Annotated in this window: 22 protein-coding genes and 2 tRNA genes; 17 read left to right on the top strand and 7 right to left on the bottom strand. The window is 65.9% G+C overall.

Translation table 11 applies throughout. From position 1 onward, the window contains the following. Positions 1–36 precede the first annotated feature (36 nt). From VFW69_RS17715 to VFW69_RS17725, 3 genes are all read right to left on the bottom strand, one after another. Positions 37–1,053 (bottom strand): NAD(P)/FAD-dependent oxidoreductase, encoded by a 1,017-nt coding sequence (locus VFW69_RS17715; RefSeq protein ID WP_526502993.1) that lies wholly within the window; start codon positions 1,051–1,053, stop codon positions 37–39. A gap of 86 nt (positions 1,054–1,139) precedes the next feature. Continuing rightward, complete coding sequence (locus VFW69_RS17720) at positions 1,140–2,705, bottom strand: glycoside hydrolase family 13 protein (protein WP_526502956.1); 1,566 nt, start codon at positions 2,703–2,705, stop codon at positions 1,140–1,142. 25 nt (positions 2,706–2,730) lie between these two features. Beyond that, a complete protein-coding gene (locus VFW69_RS17725; RefSeq protein ID WP_526502958.1) occupies positions 2,731–3,126 on the bottom strand; it encodes a globin in 396 nt (131 codons plus the stop codon). Positions 3,127–3,268: 142 nt separating this feature from the next. Between VFW69_RS17725 and VFW69_RS17730 the strand changes: the two genes are divergently transcribed. The 3 genes from VFW69_RS17730 (at position 3,269) to VFW69_RS17740 (ending at position 4,674) form a co-directional block, all read left to right on the top strand. Continuing rightward, positions 3,269–3,916, top strand: coding sequence for an HNH endonuclease signature motif containing protein (locus tag VFW69_RS17730; RefSeq protein ID WP_526502960.1), 648 nt, complete (start codon positions 3,269–3,271; stop codon positions 3,914–3,916). A 67-nt stretch (positions 3,917–3,983) separates the two neighbouring features. Continuing rightward, positions 3,984–4,220, top strand: a complete 237-nt coding sequence (gene ctaJ, locus VFW69_RS17735; RefSeq protein ID WP_526502995.1) for an aa3-type cytochrome oxidase subunit CtaJ — start codon at positions 3,984–3,986, stop codon at positions 4,218–4,220. Further along, on the top strand, positions 4,207–4,674 hold the full coding sequence (locus VFW69_RS17740; RefSeq protein ID WP_526502962.1) for a DUF5130 family protein: 468 nt from the start codon (positions 4,207–4,209) through the stop codon (positions 4,672–4,674). Before ctaJ ends, VFW69_RS17740 begins: the two co-directional genes overlap by 14 nt. Positions 4,675–4,780: 106 nt before the next feature. Here VFW69_RS17740 and pepN read toward each other — a convergent pair whose 3' ends face one another. Beyond that, a complete protein-coding gene (gene pepN / locus VFW69_RS17745; RefSeq protein WP_526502964.1) occupies positions 4,781–7,387 on the bottom strand; it encodes an aminopeptidase N in 2,607 nt (868 codons plus the stop codon). A 91-nt stretch (positions 7,388–7,478) separates the two neighbouring features. On the opposite strand from pepN, the gene VFW69_RS17750 reads away from it, so the two are divergent. The 4 genes from VFW69_RS17750 (at position 7,479) to VFW69_RS17765 (ending at position 9,930) form a co-directional block, all read left to right on the top strand. Further along, positions 7,479–8,102: a mycothiol-dependent nitroreductase Rv2466c family protein gene (locus VFW69_RS17750; RefSeq protein ID WP_526502966.1), complete on the top strand. Its 624-nt coding sequence runs from the start codon at positions 7,479–7,481 to the stop codon at positions 8,100–8,102. A 71-nt stretch (positions 8,103–8,173) separates the two neighbouring features. Beyond that, positions 8,174–8,653 carry a ribose-5-phosphate isomerase gene (locus tag VFW69_RS17755; RefSeq protein WP_526502968.1) on the top strand — a complete coding sequence of 160 codons (480 nt, stop codon included), beginning with the start codon at positions 8,174–8,176 and terminating at the stop codon, positions 8,651–8,653. A gap of 18 nt (positions 8,654–8,671) precedes the next feature. Further along, the gene (locus tag VFW69_RS17760; protein WP_526502970.1) at positions 8,672–9,478 is read left to right on the top strand and encodes an Fpg/Nei family DNA glycosylase; all 807 of its coding nucleotides are present in this window, start codon (positions 8,672–8,674) and stop codon (positions 9,476–9,478) included. Between the two features lie 164 nt (positions 9,479–9,642). Further along, on the top strand, positions 9,643–9,930 hold the full coding sequence (locus VFW69_RS17765) for an Mtp family mycobacterial-type pilin (RefSeq protein WP_526502972.1): 288 nt from the start codon (positions 9,643–9,645) through the stop codon (positions 9,928–9,930). Positions 9,931–10,004: 74 nt separating this feature from the next. Here the strand turns inward: VFW69_RS17765 and VFW69_RS17770 are convergent, their stop codons facing one another. Next, positions 10,005–11,195: a serine hydrolase domain-containing protein gene (locus tag VFW69_RS17770; RefSeq protein WP_526502974.1), complete on the bottom strand. Its 1,191-nt coding sequence runs from the start codon at positions 11,193–11,195 to the stop codon at positions 10,005–10,007. A gap of 32 nt (positions 11,196–11,227) precedes the next feature. After that, positions 11,228–11,298 (bottom strand) — tRNA-Gly (locus tag VFW69_RS17775). 148 nt (positions 11,299–11,446) lie between these two features. Between VFW69_RS17775 and VFW69_RS17780 the strand changes: the two genes are divergently transcribed. From VFW69_RS17780 to clpP2, 4 genes are all read left to right on the top strand, one after another. Further along, positions 11,447–11,523, top strand: a tRNA-Pro gene (locus tag VFW69_RS17780). Positions 11,524–11,600: 77 nt separating this feature from the next. Continuing rightward, positions 11,601–12,995, top strand: a complete 1,395-nt coding sequence (tig, locus tag VFW69_RS17785) for a trigger factor (protein WP_526502976.1) — start codon at positions 11,601–11,603, stop codon at positions 12,993–12,995. Positions 12,996–13,120: 125 nt separating this feature from the next. Then, positions 13,121–13,711, top strand: coding sequence for an ATP-dependent CLP protease proteolytic subunit ClpP1 (gene clpP1, locus VFW69_RS17790; protein WP_293047785.1), 591 nt, complete (start codon positions 13,121–13,123; stop codon positions 13,709–13,711). Next, positions 13,708–14,343 (top strand): ATP-dependent CLP protease proteolytic subunit ClpP2, encoded by a 636-nt coding sequence (gene clpP2, locus VFW69_RS17795; RefSeq protein ID WP_526502978.1) that lies wholly within the window; start codon positions 13,708–13,710, stop codon positions 14,341–14,343. Before clpP1 ends, clpP2 begins: the two co-directional genes overlap by 4 nt. Here clpP2 and mmuM read toward each other — a convergent pair. After that, a complete protein-coding gene (mmuM, locus tag VFW69_RS17800) occupies positions 14,340–15,230 on the bottom strand; it encodes a homocysteine S-methyltransferase (protein WP_526502980.1) in 891 nt (296 codons plus the stop codon). The two genes, clpP2 and mmuM, sit on opposite strands and share 4 nt — an antisense overlap. 328 nt (positions 15,231–15,558) lie before the next feature. Here mmuM and clpX point away from each other — a divergent pair, with 328 nt between their 5' ends. The 6 genes from clpX (at position 15,559) to VFW69_RS17830 (ending at position 23,569) form a co-directional block, all read left to right on the top strand. Next, positions 15,559–16,839 (top strand): ATP-dependent Clp protease ATP-binding subunit ClpX, encoded by a 1,281-nt coding sequence (gene clpX / locus VFW69_RS17805; protein ID WP_526502982.1) that lies wholly within the window; start codon positions 15,559–15,561, stop codon positions 16,837–16,839. 22 nt (positions 16,840–16,861) lie between these two features. Continuing rightward, positions 16,862–18,130: an MFS transporter gene (locus tag VFW69_RS17810; protein WP_526502998.1), complete on the top strand. Its 1,269-nt coding sequence runs from the start codon at positions 16,862–16,864 to the stop codon at positions 18,128–18,130. Between the two features lie 245 nt (positions 18,131–18,375). Next, positions 18,376–20,337 (top strand): 2-oxoacid:acceptor oxidoreductase subunit alpha, encoded by a 1,962-nt coding sequence (locus VFW69_RS17815; RefSeq protein WP_526503000.1) that lies wholly within the window; start codon positions 18,376–18,378, stop codon positions 20,335–20,337. Then, positions 20,334–21,413 (top strand): thiamine pyrophosphate-dependent enzyme, encoded by a 1,080-nt coding sequence (locus VFW69_RS17820; RefSeq protein ID WP_526502984.1) that lies wholly within the window; start codon positions 20,334–20,336, stop codon positions 21,411–21,413. Before VFW69_RS17815 ends, VFW69_RS17820 begins: the two co-directional genes overlap by 4 nt. Position 21,414: 1 nt before the next feature. Continuing rightward, positions 21,415–22,032, top strand: coding sequence for a molybdenum cofactor guanylyltransferase (mobA, locus tag VFW69_RS17825; protein ID WP_526502986.1), 618 nt, complete (start codon positions 21,415–21,417; stop codon positions 22,030–22,032). A 1,096-nt stretch (positions 22,033–23,128) separates the two neighbouring features. After that, positions 23,129–23,569, top strand: a complete 441-nt coding sequence (locus VFW69_RS17830; RefSeq protein WP_526502988.1) for a transglycosylase family protein — start codon at positions 23,129–23,131, stop codon at positions 23,567–23,569. Positions 23,570–23,626 lie beyond the last annotated feature (57 nt).

A 23,626-nucleotide genomic window follows, 5' to 3' on the forward strand; every position in this document is an offset into this window, starting at 1 on the left:
TTTAAAGCGATCGCGGGCCGGATTCGCTCGCGGAGATCAGGGGCCGTAGAGCAGCCACAGCGGCAGAACGGCGTCGAGATGGTCCATGAATTTCTTCAGGCCCACCCGAAACTGCCCGTACCCGTACGGGTCTTCGGCGTACTGGGGGAACGCGATGCCCACCCCGAACAGGCCGGGGGCCAGGATTCCGTTGGTGCGGTTGTAGTCCAGCTGCCCCCACTGCGGGGTCTCGGGCAACTTCCTGCGCTCGAAACCTACGGTGTATACCACGCGGTCGCACTGCGCCAGTTTACCGAGGAATTCCGGGCTCGAGACCCAGCACCGCTCGAGGCGGTTGGGGAGCACCCCGTCGATGTTCTCGCGCGCCCAGACGGCCGCCTGGCCCTTCAGCCCGGTGTCGTCAAACAGGATCCAATCCTCAAAATAGACAGCGTATTTCAGTGGGCTCTGATAAAAATTGACGATGCGCTTGACGGGGTGGCGCAGCAGGTTCGGCAGCACGATCATCGACGAGTGCGACGAGCCGAACACGGCGACCGTCGCGCCCTCGAGCGGTTCTTCGGCCAGCTTTTCGGGATCCAGGGCGACCTGGACGGGGATCTCCGTGAGGTCGGGGTGGCGAAGTTTTATGGGATCTGCGCCGACGGCCAGGATCACATTCCTGGCGTAGATGTCGCGTTGTCCCGTCTCGACTCGCCATTGCCTGTTCTCCAAAAACAGCGCGGTGGCGGTCGTCGTCACGGCGTCAACCTGCTCACGCAGCTGCTCGGTGATCCACACCAGGGGTTCGGCGACCAGACCGAGCGCACAGGTCTCTTGCGGATCGATCTCCTTGAGCGGCATGGGTGGTGCTTCGGAAAACCGAAATGCCTTGGAGCCGTTGAAGTATTCGAGAAAGAGCGCGACATGGGTGTTGCTGGAAACAGACCGCCACTTCTGGCCGATGTCGCCGCCGGCGAAGGCCGGATCAATCCACGCGATGCGTTCGCCCGCGACTCCGTGATCCAGCAGCCTTGCCACCGCGGCGATGCCCGCCGGCCCGGCACCGATCACGGTCCACTCGTAGGAAGCCATGCACAAGATATAGAGCAGTCCGCCGCGAAATGCTCACCTGACTTGGGCGGCGTGACCCGAGCCGGCTATGCCAGCCAGGCCGCGGAATCGGGTGGCAGTTTCCCCTCCAGCAGCGGTGCGCTCGCCAGCATCAGCTCGCCCGCCGGCAGGGGCGCCGGCAATTCGCCGCAGTTGAGCGCGCAGATCAGCCCACCGGGGCGCCGGAAGATCACCGCATCGCCGGACGCATCCAGCCACTCGACGCTTTCGCCAGCGAATTCCACGCGGCGCTTTCGCAATTCGAGTGCCCTCTGGAAGAACGACAAGGTGGAATCGGGATCGCCGCTCTGCTTCTCGACCGTCAGCGCCGCCCATTGCGTCGGCATCGGCAACCATGTCTCCGACGACAGCGAGAACCCGAACGGAGGCTCCTCGCCCGACCATGGCATCGGCACCCGGCACTTGTCGCGGCCCCGCTCGGTATGTCTGGACCGTTCCCAGGTCGGGTCCTGGAGCACCTCCTCGGGCAGATCCAGCACGTCGGGCAGGCCCAATTCTTCGCCGTTGTAGATGAACACCGTGCCCGGCAGGGCGAGCATTGCCATCGCCATGGCCCGAGCCCTGCGCAGCCCGATGTCGCCGCCGCCGTAGCGGGTCACCTCGCGTTCCACGTCGTGGTTCGACAAGGTCCAGGTCGGGACGGCGTCATAGATCGCCGTGGCCGCCAGTGAGTTGTCGATGGCGTCACGGATTTGGCCAGCTTCGAACGCGATCTTGGTCAACCGGAAATTGAAGCCGAGGTGCAATTCGTCGGGCCGCAGGTACTCGGCCCAGAGCAGGTTGTCCATCACCCACACCTCTCCGATGGTCACCGCCCCGGGATACTCGTCAACGACCTTGCGGATTTTGCGGTGGATGTCGTGCACGCCTGCGTTGTTGAAACGCGGGTCGTCGTCGGTGTGGCTCAACACCTTGACGCCTGCCCTGGCGTCGGGCAGGCCCGGCGGCTTGGCCATCCCATGCGCCACGTCGATGCGAAAGCCGTCCACGCCACGATCCAGCCAGAACCGCAGCGATGTCGCGAAGTCCTCGAAGACCTCCGGGTTCTCCCAGTTCAGGTCCGGCTGCTCGGTGTCGAAGAGATGCAGGTAGTACTGCCCGAGGTTGCCGTCCGGATCGACAACCCGCGTCCACGCCGATCCGCCGAAGACCGACGTCCAGTTGTTCGGCGGCAGCGCCCCGTCGGGCCCCTTGCCGTCGCGGAAGTAGTAGCGCTCCCGGGCGTCGGCACCTGGGCCGGCGGCCAGTGCCGCCTGGAACCACGGGTGCGCAGAGCTGGTGTGGTTGGGCACCACGTCCATGGTGATCTTGATGCCCCGCTGGTGCGCCGCCGCGATCAGCCGATCAATCGCGGGCATCCCGCCGAACAGCGGGTCGATGTCGCGCGGATCGGCGACGTCATAACCGTGGTCGGCCATCGGTGAGACGGTGACCGGGCTGAGCCAAATTGCATCGAATCCCAGCCGCTCCAGGTGATCCAGATGGGCGACAATTCCGTCGATGTCGCCGATGCCGTCACCGTTGCTGTCGGCGAACGATCGCGGATAGACCTGGTAAACGACCGCGTTCGACCACCATGCGGTGGGGCTCATGCTGCTCCGTTCGGTTACGAGGTATCTACAACGGCGAATTGACGAGTGAGTCGGCAGCCATTTCCAAGTAGTTGAGCAACTCGCGACGGTGCTCGTCGTCGAGCGTCTGCGAATCGATCGACGCGACCGCCGTGTGCATGCACCGCAGCCACGCGTCACGCGCCAGGGGAGTGATCCGGAAGGGCACGTGACGCATCCGCAACCGGGGGTGTCCGCGCCGGTTGGAGTAGGTGCGCGGGCCGCCCCAGTACTGCTCGAGGAACATCCGCAAGCGTTCCTCCGCGCCCTCGAGATCGTCCAGCGGATACAGCTCACGCAGGATCTCGTCTTCGGGAACCTGCGCGTAAAAGCGGGACACGATCGCGTGGAAAGTCTCGGCACCGCCGACCGCGTCGTAGAAGGACTCTGTTACCTGATCCATCGCCGTCCATTGTGGTGCATCCTTGCGGCGCTAAGCGGAGGCGGCCCGGCCCCATGTCTGGTATTCACCGGGTCGACACGGCGTTCACCTGCGATAGGGTGCGATTGGCGATGAATCATGGTGGACTGTTCGCGGAGGATCTATGGCGCAGGGCAAGAGACGCCGCAGCCACCGCAGTCAGGTAGCCGCGGCAGGGTTAACCGGACCCACAACCGTGTCGTCGCTGCATAGTGTTGAGATCCATCCGCCCGTCCGCTCGGAGGGCGCTTCCATCTGGAGTCGCCGGCGCGTCCTGCTGCTCAATTCCACCTATGAGCCGCTGACCGCGCTGCCGATGCGTCGCGCGATCGTCATGGTGATCTGCGGAAAGGCCGACGTGGTCCACCACGATCCGGCCGGCCCCGTCATCCACTCGGCGACCAGCTCGATCGTGGTGCCCTCCGTGATCCAGCTGCGGTCTTACGTCCGCGTCCCTTACCGGGCGCGCGTCCCGATGACCCGCGCCGCGCTGATGCACCGCGACCGGTTCTGCTGCGCCTATTGCGGGGCGAAGGCGGACACCGTCGACCACGTGCTGCCCCGCAGCCGCGGCGGTGACCATTCCTGGGAGAACTGCGTCGCGTGCTGCTCGACCTGCAACCACCGCAAGGGCGACAAGCTGCTCAGCGAGCTTGGCTGGGCGCTACGCCGTCCCCCGCTGCCGCCGACCGGGCAGCACTGGCGGCTGCTGTCGACGGTCAAGGAGCTGGATCCGGCTTGGGCCCGGTATCTCGGCGAGGGCGCGGCCTGATCGACAATCTGGTGTCCGGTCGCGCCGGTAGCGCGCTTCGTGGGATACGGTTTGCGTCGTGAGTCCTATGCATGTCCACCTGTTCATCGTCGGAATACCTCTGTTGCTGGTGATTGCGCTATCGGTGCTGATCTGGTCCCACAAGGGACCGCACCCAGCGGCATACAAGTTGGGCGAGGAGTGGACGCACCCGCCGATCCTGTGGGCCGCGACTGGCGAAGACGTCGGCCACGCCCACGGCGGACATGGTGGGCACGGTACGTCGGAATTCTCGGTCGGAGGTGGCGCCAGTGGCACGTGGTGAGGTAGCGACCAAGGAACCCACGGAGCTGCCCCACGGCTCGGTGATCACCACGAGCGGACGGATCTCCGGCGTCACCGAGCCGGGCGAACTGTCGGTGCATTTCCCGTTTTCGACCAAAGACCTGGTCGCCGTGGACGATGCGCTGAAGTTCGGCTCCCGGGCGTCCAAGACGCGCTTCGCGATCTATCTGGGCGACCTGGGCACCGACACCGCCGCGCGGGCCCGCGAGATCCTGGCCGACGTGCCGACGCCGGACAACGCGGTGCTGCTGGCCGTCTCGCCCGACCAGAAGGTCATCGAGGTGGTCTACGGCACGCAGGTTCGTGGCCGCGGCGCCGAGTCGGCCGCACCGCTTGGCGTCGCCGCCGCGTCTTCGGCGTTCGAGCGGGGCGACCTGGTCGACGGCCTGGTCAGCGCGATTCGTGTGCTGAGCGCCGGGATTTCGCCGGCCTAGTGGCGATCGCAAGCGGGGCGTAGCCGGGCGCAGCGGGTCGCCACCATCGGCCGAGTGGCGATCGCAAGCGGGGCGTAGCCGGGCGCAGCGGGTCGCCACCATCGGCCTAGCCGGTTAGCTCTGCCGTTGGGGCCGAGCCCTCGCCGGCGTCGAATCGGCGCGCCCGCAACGAACGCTTCACCCCGGCCTGGCCCTCGAGCACGAGGCGTCGCAACGCGGCCGGCACCTGTGGATCGGACAGGAACTTGTCCGCGGCGGCGACGCCGTCGTCGCTGATGTCCCAGTGCGGGTACAGGCCGATCACGACGGTCTGGGCCACTTCGCTGGACCGGCGCGCCCAGACTCCGGAAATCGCCTCGAAATAGCGCGCGGTGAACGGCTTGAGCAACTCGGCCTGCCCGGGCGGAGCGATGCCCCCGATGATCGAACGGGCGGTGATGTTCGCCAGGGTGTCGTCCTCGACCACCGCCGTCCACGCTGCGTCCTTGACCTGCAACTGGGGTCGAGCCGTCGCGGCCTGGGCGCCGTGGCGCTTGCCGGCGGCGGTCGGGTCGCGCTGAATCTCGGCATCGATGAACGGTGTCGCGGGCCCGTCGGCGTCGACCTCGCCCGCGGTGGCCAGCGCCGTCACGATCCGCCACCGCAGGTCCGTGTCGATTTCGAGGCCGGCCAGCCCCGATTCGGCGGGGTCGCGGTCGAGCAGGGCCGCCAGCGTGGCAACATGACCGGCCGACAGCACCGACGAGCACAGGGTGTTCACGAAGGCGAGCTGGTGATCCGAGCCGGGCTGCGCGACACGTGCCAACTCCATCAGCCGGTCGGCGAACTGCGGCCAGCCGTGCTCGCGCGCCCAGCCCTGCTCGGCGTACGACGTGAGCGCCGTCTGCGCCTGCAGCAACAGCCGCTGTGCCACTCCCACCTCGGACTCGGCGTGCACCCCGCCCGTGACCAGGGCCACGAAGTCGCGCGCCCGCAGTTCGGCCTCGCGCGTCATCTCCCAGGCCGCCGACCAGACCAGCGACCGCGGCAGCGGGTCGGCGATGTCGGCGATGCGCTCCAGCGCGGTGCGCAGCGACTCGGCGTCCAGCCGCAACGAGCAATACGTCAGGTCGTCGTCATTGACCAGCACCAGCTGGCCTCGCGAAACACCAACCAGCGCGGGAACTTCCGAGACAGGGCCCTCGACATCGAGTTCCTCGCGGTGCACCCGCGTCAGCTTCCCGGTTCCGTCGTCGTCGTAGATCCCGACCGCCAGCCGGTGCACGCGGGTCTCGCCGGCACCCGGGGCGGCACCGCTCTGGGTCACGGCGAACCGGGTGAACTTGCCGTTGCTGTCGACATCGAACTCCGGCCGCAACGTGTTCAGTCCGGTCGTTTTCAGCCACTGCTGACCCCAGTCGGACAGATCGCGTCCGGACGCCTGCTCCAGCGCGGCGACCAGATCGTCGAACGTGGCGTTGCCGAAGGCGTGGGCGCGGAAGTAATCGCGCAGCCCGGCCAGGAAGTGCTCCAGCCCGACATAGGCGACGAGCTGCTTGAGCACCGAAGCGCCCTTGGCATAGGTGATGCCGTCGAAGTTCACCTCGACCGCGGCCAGGTCGGGGATGTCGGCGGCGATCGGGTGCGTCGAGGGCAACTGATCCTGGCGGTAGGCCCACGACTTCTCGACCGTCGCGAAAGTCGTCCAGGCCTCGGTGAATTCGGTTGCCTCGCTTTGGCACAGCACCGATGCGAAGGTTGCGAACGACTCGTTCAGCCATAAATCGTCCCACCACGCCATGGTCACCAGGTCTCCGAACCACATGTGCGCCATCTCGTGCAGCACGGTCTCGGCGCGCCGCTCGTAGGAGGCCCGGGTGACCTTGCTACGAAAGACGTAGTCCTCGAGGAAAGTCACCGCGCCGGCGTTTTCCATTGCGCCGGCGTTGAATTCGGGGACGAACAGCTGATCGTATTTCCCGAATGCGTAGGGCATGCCAAAGTTCTTGTGGTAGAAGCCAAATCCCTGCTTGGTCTGGGTGAACAGCCGCTCGGCGTCCATGTGTTGGGCCAGCGAGGACCGGCAGAAGATGCCCAGCGGGATCTCGCCGTGCTCGTCGGTGTAGGAGTCGTTCCACTCGGCGTATGGCCCGGCGATCAAGGCGACCAGATAGGTGCTCATCTGCGGCGTGGTGGCAAAGGTGTGCAGGCCGTCGTTCACCGACACCGTCATGCCGTTGGAGATCACCTTCCAATGCGTGGGCGCTGTCACCCGCACGTCGAACGTCGCCTTCAGGTCGGGCTGGTCGAAGCACGCGAACATGCGCTTGGCGTCGGCGGTTTCGAACTGCGAGTACAGGTAGGTCTCGTTGTCGACCGGGTCGACGAATCGATGCAGACCCTCACCGGTGTTGGAGTAGCGGCAGTCCGCATCGACCACGACGACGTTGCGATCGGCCAGCCCGCGCAGCGGGATACCGGTCGACTCGTCGTAGCCGGAGACGTCCAGATCGCGCCCGTTGAGCGTGGCGCTGCGGATGGTATCGGCGGCGATGTCGATGACCGAGTCGGCGCCGGCAAGCGCGTCGAACACCACCGTGGTGACGGAGCGGAAGGTCCGTTCGCCGGGAGCGCCGGAACCGTCGGTGAGATCGAGGTCGATCTGATAGCTGGCGACGGTGATCAGGGCGGCGCGCTCGACGGCTTGTTCGCGGGTGAGGTTGGGGAGAGCCACATGTCCAACTTACGGGTCGCGCAAATCGGGAACAGGACGCAGACGCCTACGGTTGTGCAGATCAGACTTTTAAACGACGAAAGGATCCACCATGCCTGATACCGCCGCCGCGAAGAACAAAGCCGATTTCTGGTTCGATCCGCTGTGTCCGTGGGCGTGGATCACCTCGCGCTGGATCCTCGAGGTGGAGAAGGTTCGCGACATCGACGTCAACTTCCACGTGATGAGCCTGGCGGTGCTCAACGAAAACCGCGAGGGTCTGCCTGACGAATACCGCGAACGGTTGTCGAAGGCCTTCGGTCCGGTGCGGGTGGCGATCGCCGCCGAGCAGGCCCACGGCGCGGAGGTGCTCGCGCCGCTGTACACCGCGATGGGCACCCAGATTCACAACGAGGGCAACAAAGACCTGGACGACGTCATCAAGCAGTCGCTGGCCGAGGTCGGCTTGCCGTCCGAGTTGGCGGAGGCCGCGAACAGCGACGAGTACGACGAGGCGCTGCGCAAGAGCCACCACGCCGGCATGGACGCGGTGGGCGACGACGTCGGCACCCCGACCATCCACGTCAACGATGTGGCGTTCTTCGGGCCAGTGCTCTCCAAGATCCCGCGCGGTGAGGAAGCGGGCACCCTGTGGGACGCCTCGGTGGCATTCGCGTCCTATCCGCACTTCTTCGAGCTCAAGCGCAGCCGCAACGAGAAGCCCGAATTCGACTAGATCGGTGGGGCGCTGCCGGGCATGCCATCGTCGCCGCCGGCTTGGCGAGTGGCTGTGTAAGGATTGCGGGCATGCGCGTCTACCTCGGCTCTGACCACGCCGGATTCGAGCTCAAGCAGCAGATCATCGAGCACCTCACCAAATCCGGGCACGAGCCGATCGATTGCGGCGCCTTCAGCTACGACGCCGAAGACGACTACCCGGCCTTCTGCATCGCCGCCGCGACACGCACGGTGGCCGACCCGGACAGCCTGGGCATCGTGCTGGGCGGGTCGGGCAACGGCGAGCAGATCGCCGCTAACAAGGTGCCCGGAGCCCGCTGCGCGCTGGCCTGGAGCGTCGAAACGGCCACGCTGGCCCGGGAACACAACAACGCCCAACTGATCGGCATCGGCGGTCGCATGCACACCGTGGCCGAGGCGCTGGCCTTCGTCGACGCCTTCCTGACCACGCCGTGGTCGAAAGCCGAACGCCACCAACGACGTATCGACATACTCGCCGAATACGAACGCACCCACCAAGCCCCGCCGGTGCCCGGCGCGGCGGGTTGACGCCAGAAGGGTCTGCGCGTGCCCGAAGGGCATACCCTGCACCGGCTGGCCCGGCTGCACCAACGCCGTTACGCCGGCACCCCCGTCGCGGTGTCCAGCCCACAGGGCCGCTTCGCTGACTCGGCCGCGGTGGTCGACGGGCGGGTGCTGCAGCGCACCAGCGCGTGGGGCAAACACCTGTTCCACCACTACACCGGCGGCCCGATCGTGCACGTGCATCTCGGGCTGTACGGCGCCTTCACGGAGTGGGAACGGCCCGGCGACGGGTTGTTACCCGAGGCGGTCGGGCAGGTGCGGATGCGCATGATCGGCGCCGACCACGGCACCGACCTGCGTGGCCCGACGGTGTGCGAAGTCATCGACGAAGGCCAGGTCAGCGACGTCCTGGCCAGGCTGGGCCCCGACCCGCTGCGCAGCGACGCCGATCCGTCGTTGGCGTGGAAACGGATTGCCAAGTCCCGCAGGCCCATTGGTGCGCTGCTGATGGATCAGACTGTGATGGCCGGCGTGGGCAACGTCTATCGCAGCGAGTTACTGTTCCGCCATCAGATCGACCCGTTCCGGCCCGGCCGCGACGTCGGCGAGGACGAGTTTGACGCGGCCTGGACCGATCTGGTCGCGCTGATGAAGGTCGGATTGCGTCGGGGCAAGATCATCGTGGTGCGGCCCGAACACGATCACGGCGCGCCGTCGTATCGGCCGGATCGACCCCGTACCTACGTCTATCGGCGTACCGGCGAACCCTGCCGGGTGTCGGGCGATCCGATCCGCACGACGGTGCTGGAGGGCCGAAATGTCTTCTGGTGCCCGACATGCCAAAAATGACTGAGCCCCAAACTCGCAGTTCGTTAGTGACAGGCTCAAGTTGACAGGAAACTGTCAGCAAGGAACGCTGGCGTCTATAGTTTCGACTCAGGTGGGCTGGGTACCCCGTCGCGATGAGAACCCTTCCGCGTTTAGCCGCAATGATTTTTGCCGGCGCCGCTGCCATGGGCTTGGGTGCAGCCGGTGCCGCGATCGCGCAGGCACAACCCACACCTTTCCCGGTCTACCACTGGTGCCCCGGCCAGTTCTATGACCCGGGGTGGGGTCCGAACTGGGACGCGTTCAACTGCCACGACGACCGCCACCGCGACATCGACGGCGACGACCACCATCGTGACTTTGGCGGGCCCGGGGGGTACGACCGAGGACCGTACGATCGCGGACCGTACGACCACGGACCATACGACCGGGGTCCTTACGATCACGGACCTGGCGAAGGTTGGCAACGCTGATCTCGTTCGACGACTGATCGGGTGCGAACCAGGTTGGAGTGGCTCGCACTCCACGCATCCCGCCGAGGCGATCTTTAGGTAATGCCGAGTACCGCGTAGACCGCGTTGGACAGGACCAGGCTGCGCGGATCCGCGTTGGCCTTGGTGGGGTCGAAGTGATTCGCCACGTAGGCATAGCCGATGCGGTGCTCCAGGTCGACGAATCCGAACGAGCCGCCCAGTCCGCCGTGGCCGAAGATCCGGGGGTTAGGTCCGTTGACGCACCGCTGGTTGAGCATGTAACCCAGACCCCATCCGTGGTCGGCGACCCGCGGCCCCAGCACCAGATCGGTGTCCAGCCCGCCGCGGCAGACCCGCACCAGGTCCATGTGCTCCCGGCTGAGCACCTTCTCCTGAGCGAGCGCGTTGTAGAACGTCGCCAATCCCAGCGCCGAGACCTGCCCGTTGGTGCCGGGGAACTCGAGTTCGCGCCACAGATTCAGGTCGTGCGAGCCGAGTTCGTCATCGGGGGCGAACCCCATCGAGATGGACAGCGCCGCCTTCGGGTGCTCAGCCAGGCTGGTCGGGTATCCGGGGGCTTGCGCGTCGGCGAGCAGATCGCGGGCGTGCGGCTTGTTGACCCGCTCGGCGCAGCGGTATTGCTCGCTCAACGGCAACCCAATGTGGACGTCGGCGCCGAACGGTTCGGCGATCTCGGTGCGCAGGTACTGGCCGATGGTCCGGCCCGTCACTCGGCGGAACACCTCGCCCATGATGAAACCGAAGGTGGTCATGTGGTAGCCCTGCGCGGTGCCCGGCACCCACCACGGCTCGGCGGCGGCCAGTTGTTCGCAGATGTAGTCCCAGTCGGCGACCTGCTCCCACCGCATCCGGGTGCGCGGGCCGATCACCCCGGATCGGTGGCTCATCACCATCGCCAGCGTGATGTCTTGTTTGCCCGCCTGGGCGAACTCGGGCCAGTAGTGCGCGACGGGAGCCTCCAGGTCCAGCTCCCCGCGGTCGGCGAGTTGGTGCACGCAGGTGGCCGACAAGCCCTTGGTGCCGGACAACACCGTGGTGAGGGTGTTCTGCTGCCACGAGCGGGTACGGGCCGCGTCGGCCCAGCCACCCCAAAGGTTGACGACCAGAGATCCGTCGACCCACACGGCGACGGCCGCGCCGACTTCATCGCCGAGCGTGAAATTGCGCTCGAACGCGTCGCGAACGCCGACGAAGTCCGAGGCGCATGAGCCGTGGATTGACGCGTCGGTCTTCAGGTCGCTCATGGCGCCTTTCTATCGAGCAGATAGTTAGCCCGAGCGGGCGACGGGAATCGAACCCGCGTAGCTAGTTTGGAAGACTAGGGCTCTACCATTGAGCTACGCCCGCATGTATTCAGTCGAGCGTGACTGTAGCTGGCGGCGAAGATCAAATCTAATCGACTCGATTTTGTGATCGCTCCGTGAGGTCTGCGACGTTGCTGCGAAGCCCGTGGCCAACCCGGTGTTGAGGGGCCTTAGGATCATCGAGGTCAGCGCGGGGTGTAGCGCAGCTTGGTAGCGCATCCGCTTTGGGAGCGGAAGGCCGCAGGTTCAAATCCTGTCACCCCGACCAGCACGACCGGCTCGTGCCATGAGCACGACGCACCGACGCCACTAACGAGCAAAGAACGAGCACTGAGGAGCACACCCGTGAAGAGCACCATCGAGCAGTTGAGCCCCACCCGGGTGCGCATCAACGTTGAGGTCCCTTTCTCGGAACTCGAACCCGACTTCCAGCGCGCCTACAAGGAGCTGGCCCGGCAGGTGCGACTGCCCGGCTTCCGGCCGGGCAAAGCGCCGGCGAAGTTGCTGGAGGCGAGGTTCGGGCGCGAGGCGATGCTCGATCAGGTCGTCAACGAGGCGCTGCCCGCGCGCTACGGGCAGGCCGTCGCCGAGTCGGAGGTGCACCCGTTGGGCCAGCCCGAGATCGAAGTCACCAAGAAGGAGTACGGCGAGGAGCTGGCCTTCACCGCCGAGGTCGACGTCCGCCCCAAGCTCACCCTGCCGGACCCCGGCGAGCTCCAGGTCTCGGTGGACCCGATCGAGGTCAGCGACGACGACGTGGACGCCGAACTGCAGTCTCTGCGTGCCCGATTCGGCACCCTGACCGGGGTGGACCGACCCGTCGCCGACGGTGACTTCGTCTCGATCGACCTGTCGGCCACCATCGACGGCGAAGAGATCCCGGGCGCCGCCGCGCAAGGCCTGTCCCACGAGGTCGGCTCGGGCCGGCTCATCGCGGGCCTGGACGAAGCCCTGATCGGTTTGTCGGTCGACGAACCCAAGGAGTTCACCGCGCAGCTGGCGACCGGTGAGCACGCGGGCAAGGACGCGCAGGTGACCGTCACGGTCAAGTCGATCAAGGAACGTGAGCTGCCCGAGCCCGACGACGAGTTCGCGCAACTGGCCAGCGAGTTCGACACCATCGACGAGCTGAAGTCCAACCTGCGGGAGCAGGTCGGTCGTACCAAGCGCGCTCAGCAGGCCGAAACCATTCGCGAGGCCGCCCTCGACAAGCTGCTCGAGCAGGTCGAGGTGCCGCTGCCGGAAGCCATCGTCAAGGCCCAGGTCGATAGCGCCCTGCACAACGCGATACACACCCTTGACCACGACGAATCCAAGCTCGAAGAAGTGCTGGCCCAGCAGGGCAAGTCGCGCGAAGAGTTCGAGACCGAGACGCGCACCGCCGCCGAGACGGACGTCAAACGGCAGCTGCTGCTGGACGCTCTGGCCGACGAGCTACAGGTCCAGGTTGGCCAGGACGACCTGACCGAGCGCCTGGTGGCTACGTCGCGGCAATACGGCATCGAGCCCCAGCAGCTGTTGGCCTACCTCCAGGAGAACAACCAGCTGCCCGCCATGTTCGCCGATGTGCGCCGAGCGCTGGCCATCGCCGAGGTGATCCGGGCGGCGACCGTCACCGATACCGCCGGAAACGCCATCGACACCAGTGAATTCTTCGGCAAGGGCTCAGCGGGCGACGAGGCCGAGCCGGTTGGCGAGGCTGACGCCGGCGAATCCGACGAGGCCGACGCGGGGGAGTGACCGCGCTATGAAGCTGTGAGCGAACGCGCCCGTTTCAGGGGTGCGCGGCCGCGAAACAGCGGGCTCGGTTGGTTAGTGTCGTGAATACAGATCTCGAGAAAGCAGGTAACCCAGTCGTGACTGACATGCGTTCAAACTCGCAGGGTCTCAACCTTACGGACTCGGTCTATGAGCGCTTGCTGTCCGAGCGCATCATCTTCCTGGGTTCGGAGGTGAGCGACGAAATCGCCAATCGGCTGTGCGCACAGATTCTGCTGCTCGCCGCCGAGGACGCCACAAAGGACATTTCGCTATACATCAATTCACCCGGCGGATCGATCAGCGCCGGAATGGCGATCTACGACACCATGGTGCTGGCGCCGTGCGACATCGCCACCTATGCCATGGGCATGGCCGCCTCGATGGGTGAGTTCTTGTTGGCCGCCGGCACCAAGGGCAAGCGCTACGCGCTGCCGCACGCCCGCATCCTGATGCACCAGCCGCTCGGCGGGGTGACCGGCAGCGCGGCCGACATCGCCATCCAGGCCGAGCAGTTCACGGTCATCAAGAAAGAGATGTTCCGGCTCAACGCCGAATTCACCGGCCAGTCGATCGAGCGCATCGAGGCCGATTCCGATCGCGACCGCTGGTTCACCGCGCCGGAAGCCCTGGAATACGGCTTCGTCGACCACATCATCACCCGCGCCGCCCACATCACCAATGGAGAAGCCCAGTGAACCCCGAAACCCAGCCCCAGGCGCGCTACATCCTGCCGTCGTTCGTCGAGCACTCCAGCTTTGGGATCAAGGAGTCCAATCCCTACAACAAGCTGTTCGAGGAGCGCATCATCTTCCTCGGGGTCCAGGTCGACGACGCGTCGGCGAACGACATCATGGCGCAGCTGTTGGTGCTCGAGTCGCTGGACCCCGACCGCGACATCACCATGTACATCAACTCGCCCGGTGGCGGATTCACCTCGCTGATGGCGATTTACGACACCATGCAGTACGTGCGCGCCGACATCCAGACGGTTTGCCTCGGTCAGGCCGCCTCGGCGGCGGCGGTGCTGCTGGCCGCCGGGACGCCGGGCAAGCGCATGGCGCTGCCCAACGCCCGGGTGCTCATCCACCAGCCGTCGCTGCAGGGCGTGATCCAGGGGCAGTTCTCCGACCTAGAGATTCAGGCCGCCGAGATCGAGCGGATGCGCACGCTGATGGAGACCACGCTGGCCCGCCACACCGGCAAGGACGCCACGACGGTCCGCAAGGACACCGACCGGGACAAGATCCTGACCGCCGAAGAGGCCAAGGATTACGGGATCATCGACACCGTGCTGGAGTACCGGAAGCTTTCGGCGCAATCCGCCTAGCGTCCTCGGCGAAGTTCAGCTATATCGGCGGGCCCGACCCGGCAGCATCCGCCGACGATCCGGGCCCCGGCCGCGGCCCATTGGGCCGCGAGGTCCGCGCTGAACCGCGAGGGACCGATCCAGCTGCGCCCCAACGCGTCCCAGCGCTCGCCGCTGTTCGGGTAGACGATGACGGGCTTCCCGACGGCCGCTGCGGTCGCAATGGCGGGCAACACGTCGTCGGGCGCGCAGCAGTTCACCCCGATCGCGACGATCTCATCGACGCCGGCCGCCACCGCGAACGCGTCGGCCAGCGGTTGCCCGGCGCGGGTCAGCTCCCCGTCGACGGTGTAGCTCAGCCAGGCCGGCCTCCCGACCGAGCGCACCAGCTCGACGAGGGCCTGCGCTTCGTCGACGTCGGGCACGGTTTCGCACGCGAGCACGTCCGCGCCGGCGTCGGCCAGGGCCTCCAACCGTGGTCGATGCCAGCGCGCCAAGGCCGCTATCGACAGGCCGTAGCGTCCGCGGTATTCCGATCCGTCGGCCAGCGCCGCGCCGTACGGACCGATCGAGGCGGCGACGAGGAGGCCGTCGACGCCGACTTCGTCCCGCGCCGCCTTCGCGAGCTCGACGCTGCGGCGCAACAGCCCGGCGGTCTCTCGGCGATCGAACCCGCGAGTGGCGAAACCCTCGAACGACGCCTGATAGCTGGCTGTCGTCGCGATCGTGGCCCCGGCGCGAAAGTAGGCGGCGTGCACGGCGGTGACGTCTTGCGGAGCGTCCGCGAGCAGCCTCGCCGACCACAACGGATCGGAGAGGTCATGGCCGCGCGCTTCGAGCTCGGTGGCCAAACCGCCGTCGAGCAGCACGGATCCGCTGGGCCATTCGAAGCCCACAGCCAAACCCACGTCGCCACTGTAGGGTGATTTCTTGGGGGTCCGCCCAGGCCTCGCGTGATGATCTGGCGTTGGGTTGGCACTTCCACCGGAAGCGAGGTCGTAGGCCGGTCGGCCTCGGCCGCGTTACGACCGCGACACGCCAAAGACACGCAAGCGCGTCTTACGCGAGTGACGGGCACAGTCTGGCTATATGTTTCATCCATACGGACATGCATGAATACCACCGACGCGATTCGGCCCTTATGGTCGCGTCGGGCCCGATCAAACGGGTAGCGTCGGTAAATACATGCGGCGACAGGCAAGACCAACGGCGAATAGGAAGTAGGCCCTCAGCACCATGGCGCGCATCGGAGACGGCGGTGACCTGCTGAAGTGCTCGTTTTGCGGGAAGAGCCAGAAGCAGGTCAAGAAGCTCATTGCTGGCCCCGGCGTGTACATCTGCGACGAATGCATCGATCTCTGCAACGAGATCATCGAAGAGGAGCTCGCCGACGCCGACGACGTGAAGCTTGATGAACTCCCCAAGCCGATCGAGATCCGGGAGTTCCTCGAGGGATACGTGATCGGCCAGGACACCGCCAAGCGGACGCTGGCCGTGGCCGTTTACAACCACTACAAGCGGATTCAGGCCGGTGAAAAGGGCCGGGACTCGCGGCACGAGCCGGTGGAGCTGACCAAGTCCAACATCCTGATGCTCGGACCGACGGGTTGCGGCAAGACCTACCTGGCCCAAACGCTCGCCAAAATGCTCAACGTCCCGTTCGCCATCGCCGACGCAACCGCCCTGACCGAAGCCGGTTACGTGGGTGAGGACGTCGAGAACATCTTGCTCAAGCTGATCCAGGCCGCCGACTACGACGTCAAGCGCGCCGAGACCGGCATCATCTACATCGACGAGGTCGACAAGATCGCCCGCAAGAGCGAGAACCCGTCGATCACCCGCGACGTCTCCGGAGAAGGCGTCCAGCAGGCCCTGCTGAAGATCCTGGAGGGGACCCAGGCCTCGGTCCCTCCGCAGGGTGGCCGCAAGCATCCGCACCAAGAGTTCATCCAGATCGACACCACCAACGTGCTGTTCATCGTCGCCGGGGCGTTCGCGGGCCTGGAGAAGATCATCTACGAGCGCGTCGGCAAGCGCGGTCTGGGCTTCGGCGCCGAGGTGCGCTCCAAGGCCGAGATCGACACCACCGATCATTTCGCCGAAGTGATGCCCGAAGACCTGATCAAGTTCGGCCTGATCCCCGAGTTCATCGGCCGACTGCCGGTGATCGCCTCGGTCACCAACCTGGACCGGGAGTCGTTGGTCAAAATCTTGTCCGAGCCGAAGAACGCGCTGGTCAAGCAGTACACACGGCTCTTCGAGATGGACAATGTGGAGCTCGAGTTCAGCGACGACTCCCTGGAAGCGATCGCCGACCAGGCGATCCACCGCGGCACCGGGGCTCGTGGCCTGCGGGCCATCATGGAAGAGGTCTTGCTGCCCGTGATGTATGACATCCCGAGCCGCGACGACGTCGCCAAGGTTGTGGTGACCAAGGAGACCGTCCAGGACAACGTGTTGCCGACGATCGTGCCGCGCAAGCCGTCGCGTTCGGAGCGTCGGGACAAGAGCGCCTAACTAGATCCTGGAGCGCACCGGCATCCCGAGCGACGCCGTTCCCCGGCGTCTTGCGCACGGCCTGGACCTGCTGAATTTCCTGCTGGCCGACGTTCGTGACGGCTTGGGTCCGTACCTGTCCATCTACCTGCTGCTGACCCATCACTGGGATCAGCAGTCGATCGGGTTCGTCATGGCGGTCGGCGGCATCGGGGCGATCGTTGCCCAGGGTCCGGCCGGTGCCTTGGTGGATAGGAGCACGGCCAAGCGGGCGCTGATCATCGGCGGCGCGCTGACGATCACCGCGGCGTCGTTGGCGATGCCGTTGTTCCCCGGGTTCTATTCGATCTCGGTACTGCAAGCAATCACCGGAATCGCCGGATCCGTTTTCGCTCCCGCATTGGCCGCCATCACCCTGGGACTTGTCGGCTCCCGGCGCTTCTCGCGGCGGATCGGACGCAACGAGTCGTTCAATCACGCCGGGAACGCCTGCGCCGCAGCGATCACCGGCGGCCTGGCCTATGTTTGCGGACCGGTGGTGGTGTTTTGGGTGCTGGCCGGCATGGCGGCTGCCAGCGTGGTTGCGACACTTTGGGTTCCGGGTGACGCGATCGACCACGACGTAGCCCGCGGCATGGACCATCTTCCCGGGGAACCGCACCAAACTCCGTCCCGGCTGACCGCGCTGCTGGGCAATCGGCGGCTGATGATCTTCGCCGTGACGGTCATCGCGTTCCATTTCGCCAATGCGGCCATGCTGCCGCTGGTCGGTCAGCGCCTGGCGCTGCACAACAAAGACGTCGGGACCGCCCTGATGGCGGGCTGCATCGTGGCCGCGCAGGTCGTAATGGTTCCGGTGGCGTACGTCGCGGGGGCCAAGGCCGATTCGTGGGGGCGAAAGCCGATCTTTCTGGCCGGATTCGCCGTCCTGGCCGCCCGCGGATTCCTCTACACGTGCTCCGAGAACTCCTACTGGCTGGTCAGTGTGCAACTGTTCGACGGCGTCGGAGCCGGCGTGTTCGGTGCTCTGTTTCCCCTGGTCGTGCAGGATGTGACGCACGGAACCGGTCGATTCAACATCAGTTTGGGGGCGGTAACGGCCGCGACCGGCATCGGCGCCGCGGTATCGAACCTTGTAGCGGGCTCGATCGTTGTCGCGGCCGGCTACAACGCCGCGTTCGTCTTCTTAGGTGCTCTCGCCGCGGCCGGCTTCATGCTCTATCTGATCGCAATGCCGGAAACGGCGCCGACAAAATCCGGCGCCGGAACCGCGGCAGCCGGAGGCGGACACGGTATGGACGACGGTAGTTAACGGGCAAGACGTGACCAACAACACAGTTTGGTTCCGTACTCGCCAGTAGCCGTCAGCGACTTCGTGTTTTGCCGACAAAACGGCCTTATGGGACGTATAAGGGACGGCCATGCAACCCTCAAAGAAATGCCATAATTGATACCAGCAGTGACATGAAGCGCGTGTGCGCTGAGACCGCTCCAATGGCGCGTAACCTGGGACGTCGGCGGAGTGTGTGTCCGGTGAACAAAGTGGAGGGCAACGACGTGGATCCGAACGGCAGCGGAGCCGGGTCAGACTCACACAATGGGGCTACCCCCAACGGATCCGCCCGTCAGCGCCTCGAACAAGTCGTCATTCGCTTCGCCGGGGACTCCGGCGACGGCATGCAGCTCACCGGAGACCGATTCACATCCGAGGCAGCGCTTTTCGGCAACGACTTGGCAACCCAGCCCAACTACCCCGCCGAGATCCGTGCCCCTGCAGGCACCCTGCCCGGCGTCTCGTCCTTCCAAATTCAGATCGCCGATTACGACATCCTGACCGCCGGCGACCGGCCCGACGTTCTCGTCGCGATGAATCCCGCTGCACTCAAAGCCAATATCGGTGACCTGCCCCGCGGTGGAATGGTGATCGCTAACTCCGACGAGTTCACCAAGCGGAACCTGACCAAGGTGGGCTACGTAACCAACCCGCTCGAGACCGACGAGTTATCGGACTACGTGGTGCATTCCGTCGCGATGACCACGCTGACGCTCGGGGCTGTCGAGACGATCGGAGCGTCGAAGAAGGACGGCCAGCGCGCCAAGAACATGTTCGCCCTTGGCCTGTTGTCGTGGATGTACGGGCGGCCGATCGAGGCCAGCGAGAAATTCATCCGGGAGAAGTTCGCCCGGAAGCCCGACATCGCGGAGGCGAACGTGCTCGCGCTGAAGGCGGGCTGGAACTACGGCGAGACGACCGAGGCTTTCGGCACCACCTACGAGGTGTCCCGGGCGACCCTGCCGTCGGGCGAATACCGCCAGATCTCGGGCAACACCGCGCTGGCGTACGGCATCGTGGCGGCCGGCCGGCTGGCGGACATTCCGGTCATGCTCGGCAGCTACCCGATCACGCCGGCGTCCGACATCCTGCACGAGCTGTCCAAGCACAAGAACTTCAACGTCATCACCTTCCAGGCCGAGGACGAGATCGGCGGCATCTGCGCGGCGATCGGCGCCTCCTACGGCGGTGCCCTCGGCGTGACCAGCACGTCGGGACCGGGGATTTCGCTGAAGTCGGAGGCGTTGGGCCTCGCGGTGATGACCGAGCTGCCGTTGCTGGTGATCGACGTTCAGCGGGGCGGCCCGTCGACGGGGCTGCCCACCAAGACCGAGCAGGCCGACCTGCTGCAGGCGTTGTACGGCCGCAATGGGGAGTCCCCGGTGGCGGTGGTGGCGCCGCGGTCGCCGTCCGACTGCTTCCAGACCGCCATCGAGGCGGTGCGGATCGCGGTGTCGTATCACACGCCGGTGATCGTGTTGTCCGACGGCGCAATCGCCAACGGCTCGGAGCCGTGGCGCATCCCGGACGTCGGGTCGCTGCAGCCGATCACGCACACCTTCGCCAAACCCGACGAACCTTTCCAGCCGTACAACCGCGACCCGGAAACGCTCGCCCGGCAATTCGCCGTGCCGGGCACGCCCGGGCTCGAGCACCGCATCGGTGGCCTGGAAGCGGCGAACGGCTCGGGAAACATCTCCTACGAGCCGGTCAATCACGACCTCATGGTGCGCATCCGCCAGGCCAAGATCGACGGCATCGCCGTGCCCGAGCTGGAGGTCGACGACCCGACCGGGGACGCCGAGCTGCTGCTGCTCGGGTGGGGCAGCTCGTACGGTCCGATCGGCGAGGCCTGCCGACGTGCGCGGCGCAAGGGGATCAAGGTCGCCCACGCGCACCTGCGCCACCTCAGCCCCTTCCCGCCGAACCTCGGCGACGTGCTGCGGCGCTACCCGATGGTGGTGTGCCCGGAGATGAACCTGGGTCAGCTGGCGCTGGTGCTGCGGGGCAAGTATCTGGTCGACGTGCAATCCGTCACCAAGGTCCAGGGTGTCGCGTTCCTCGCCGATGAGATCGGGCGCATCATCCGCGCCGCGCTGGGCGGCACGCTGGCGGAAATCGAGCAAGACAAGGCGATGGTCGCCAGAATGGCGGCAGCAACGGTTGGGGCGGGAGCTAGCGAATGACCGACCTGGTTGGCACGGACCTCGGGGTGACTCCGAGGCTGACCAAAAACGACGGGGTCCCGAGTACGGACCAGCCGCAGAAGGCCAAGGACTTCACCAGCGACCAGGAGGTGCGTTGGTGCCCGGGATGCGGTGACTACGTCATCCTCAACACCATCCGCCAATTCCTGCCCGAACTGGGACTGCGCCGCGAGAACATCGTCTTCATCAGCGGTATCGGCTGCTCGAGCCGGTTCCCCTATTACCTTGAGACCTACGGGTTCCACTCCATCCACGGCCGCGCGCCGGCCATCGCGACCGGTCTGGCGCTGGCCCGCGAAGACCTCTCGGTGTGGGTGGTCACCGGCGACGGCGACGCGCTGTCGATCGGCGGCAACCACCTGATCCACGCGCTGCGCCGCAACGTCAACATCACCATCCTGCTGTTCAACAACCGGATCTACGGCCTGACGAAGGGCCAGTACTCGCCGACGTCGGAGATCGGTAAGGTCACCAAGTCGACACCGATGGGATCGCTCGATCAGCCGTTCAACCCGGTGTCGTTGGCGCTGGGCGCCGAGGCGACCTTCGTCGGTCGCGCGCTGGACTCCGACCGCGCCGGGCTGACCGAGGTGTTGCGCGCCGCCGCCGGGCACCGTGGCGCTGCGGTGGTCGAGATCCTGCAGGACTGCCCGATCTTCAACGACGGCTCGTTCGATGCGCTGCGCAAGGAAGGCGCCGAGGAGCGGGTCATCAACGTCCGCCACGGCGAGCCAATTGTGTTCGGCGCCAACGGCGAATACTGCGTGGTGAAGTCGGGCTTCGGGCTGGATGTGGCCAAGACGGCCGACGTGTCGGTCGACGAGATCGTGGTGCACGACGCGCACAGCGATAACTCGGCCTACGCCTTCGCCCTGTCGCGGTTGTCGGACCAGAACCTGGAACACACCGTGCTGGGGATCTTCCGCAACATCAGCCGGCCCACCTACGACGACGCGGCACGCTCGCAGGTCCAGGCGGCCCAGTCGGCGAAGCCGTTCGACTCCGCCGCGCTGCAATCGCTGTTGCGCGGGCGCGACACCTGGACCGTCGACTGACGTGGGCGATCCGAAACCCAACACAGTGGAGAAGGCCGGGTCGCTAGCAGGGATAGTGCTGGCCGGCGGTGAATCGCGGCGCATGGGCCGCGACAAGGCCACCCTGCCCGGTCCTGGAGGTGCCGCCACGCTCCTCGAATACGTCGCAGGGGTGATAGCGCAGCGCTGTGAGCCGGTTTTCGTGGTGGCCGCGCCGGGGCAACCGTTGCCGGCCGTGCGGGCGAAAGTCATCCGCGACGAGGTGCGCGGCCAGGGCCCGCTTCCGGCGACCGGACGTGGGCTGCGGGCGGCCGCGGAGGCGGGTGCCCGGTATGCGTTCGTCTGCGCCGTCGACATGCCGCTTCTGTCTGCGGAATTGATCGACGACCTGGTGCACCTGGCGACCGAGACCAACGCCGAGATTGTGCTGCCGTGGGACGGTCACAGCCACTACCTGGCCGCGGTGTACCGCACCGATCTGGCCGAGCGGATCGACGGCCTGGTCTCCGGCGGCGCCCGCTCGATGCGTGCCTTGATCGACGCGTCGGACGCGCAGCAGATCGTGCTGCCGGAATCGCGCTTCCTGGCCAACGTCAATACGGAGAGCGACCTGCTCGCTCTGGCGCAGTCCCGGAGCTGAAGGCCGGGCGCTGGGCGGTCGGCTCGGCGGGCTTTACTTAGTCGGAATTCGGCGCCACTAATAAGTCGCACTGGAAATGCGGCTTCAGCCACTTCGGTTATTTCCGGAATATTCATTGCACAGTTTCCGCAATGTCGAGGCGCCGTCGAGCAGTCCAAAAGCTCGACGGCCGCGGCATGATCTGTTGCGGCGGCAGTGATTTGAAGCGTGTATCAGAGCCTCTACCGAGTCGGGTGGCGCATTACAGTCGGGCTCTGCCAAGGAAACATCTGCCTTTTCAGCAAAATCGGTTGCGGCGAACATGTTTCGCCCACGCAGATAGGTCACTCCAAATTGGCGGTGCTAGGCCGCTCCCATGGAAATACTCAACTTCGGCGGATGTGATTGAAAGCCGTTGCAGCCGAGCCTGATTGAGTGAGAACCGTTGCTGATCAGGGCAATACATCGGGCGCCCGCTGTCGTATAAAAGATCCTGCGACGCACGATGGCTTGCTAGCGAATTATGCTGGTGCACAGCGGAATCGCGATACCGCTCGGCCCTCTTGTTCGCTGCGTTGCTTGGGAATCTTGAAGTGTGCGGAACATGCGGTACTCTGTGCCGGCTCTCGGTTAAGGATTCGGATCCGTTGAAGCGCTGGCTAATCGGGCGCAGCGCCGCGAATAACGTGCGCCAGCTCACAAAACACCAGTGATTCGGCTCACCATTTGTTTGGCTGATCCAGCCGAGCGCTGATTCCAGAAAGGCCGCAATGACCTGCGTAAATGTTCCCGCTGCTGCGCTGTGATCGGCCCGTTACCGAAACGAGATAGCCGATTCCTCAAGATGACGAACGCGCCAAGGTTCTCTACGGTCCCTGTTAGCCCACAACGGGTTACGGAAGAGTAATCAGATAATTGAATCCACGGACCCGCGTGCGAGCGGCGCCACGGACGGCGAAAGCCCGACCGTGGTCGGTGGGTAACACCCGCCGGGCAGACTTGGCCCGCCGCTGCCGTGCCTGACCCAGACGGCACGTTTCAAAGCAGGCATCAACCAGACAGCTTCAGCCCACATCCGTGGGCTTGCTTTGGCGCGCGCACCGCGAAAGGAACAAACTTGAAGAACGTCCGAAAGACGCTCATTCTTGCCGCGGTCACGGGCACGCTCGTGACCATCCCGTCGGCCGCCGCTCACGCGGAAGAGGTACCGGCGGGCTTCGACCCGAACGCGCCGGCCGCCGGCCCGGCTCCGGACGCTCCGCCGCCGCCGGCTCCGGACGCTTCGCCGCCTGGCCCGGACGTCCCGCCTCCTCCCGTCCACCGGGCGTACAGCGTGAACTGGGATGCCATCGCGCAGTGCGAGTCGGGTGGCAACTGGGGGATCAGCACCGGTAACGGCTTCTCCGGTGGCCTGCAGTTCACCCCGAGCACCTGGCACGCCAACGGTGGGTCGGGCTCCCCGTCCGGCGCGAGCCGCGAGGAGCAGATCCGGGTCGCCGAGAACGTGCTGCATTCGCAGGGCATCGGCGCTTGGCCGGTCTGCGGACGCCGCGGCTGAGCCGCAACCGCGATCGACAGCTTCGCGGTCATACATATAAGAAGTGCCGGGCCATGT

Source organism: Mycobacterium sp. (assembly GCF_036273375.1).
Lineage (GTDB): Bacteria > Actinomycetota > Actinomycetes > Mycobacteriales > Mycobacteriaceae > Mycobacterium.

Excerpts from the sequence above, each read along its gene's own strand:
- VFW69_RS17720 (WP_526502956.1), bottom strand. The coding sequence starts at position 2,705 with ATGAGCCCCACCGCATGGTGGTCGAACGCGGTCGTTTACCAGGTCTAT.
- VFW69_RS17725 (WP_526502958.1), bottom strand. The coding sequence starts at position 3,126 with ATGGATCAGGTAACAGAGTCCTTCTACGACGCGGTCGGCGGTGCCGAG.
- VFW69_RS17730 (WP_526502960.1), top strand. The coding sequence starts at position 3,269 with ATGGCGCAGGGCAAGAGACGCCGCAGCCACCGCAGTCAGGTAGCCGCG.
- ctaJ (WP_526502995.1), top strand. The coding sequence starts at position 3,984 with ATGCATGTCCACCTGTTCATCGTCGGAATACCTCTGTTGCTGGTGATT.
- VFW69_RS17750 (WP_526502966.1), top strand. The coding sequence starts at position 7,479 with ATGCCTGATACCGCCGCCGCGAAGAACAAAGCCGATTTCTGGTTCGAT.
- VFW69_RS17755 (WP_526502968.1), top strand. The coding sequence starts at position 8,174 with ATGCGCGTCTACCTCGGCTCTGACCACGCCGGATTCGAGCTCAAGCAG.
- VFW69_RS17765 (WP_526502972.1), top strand. The coding sequence starts at position 9,643 with ATGGGCTTGGGTGCAGCCGGTGCCGCGATCGCGCAGGCACAACCCACA.
- VFW69_RS17770 (WP_526502974.1), bottom strand. The coding sequence starts at position 11,195 with ATGAGCGACCTGAAGACCGACGCGTCAATCCACGGCTCATGCGCCTCG.
- clpP1 (WP_293047785.1), top strand. The coding sequence starts at position 13,121 with ATGCGTTCAAACTCGCAGGGTCTCAACCTTACGGACTCGGTCTATGAG.
- clpX (WP_526502982.1), top strand. The coding sequence starts at position 15,559 with ATGGCGCGCATCGGAGACGGCGGTGACCTGCTGAAGTGCTCGTTTTGC.
- VFW69_RS17820 (WP_526502984.1), top strand. The coding sequence starts at position 20,334 with ATGACCGACCTGGTTGGCACGGACCTCGGGGTGACTCCGAGGCTGACC.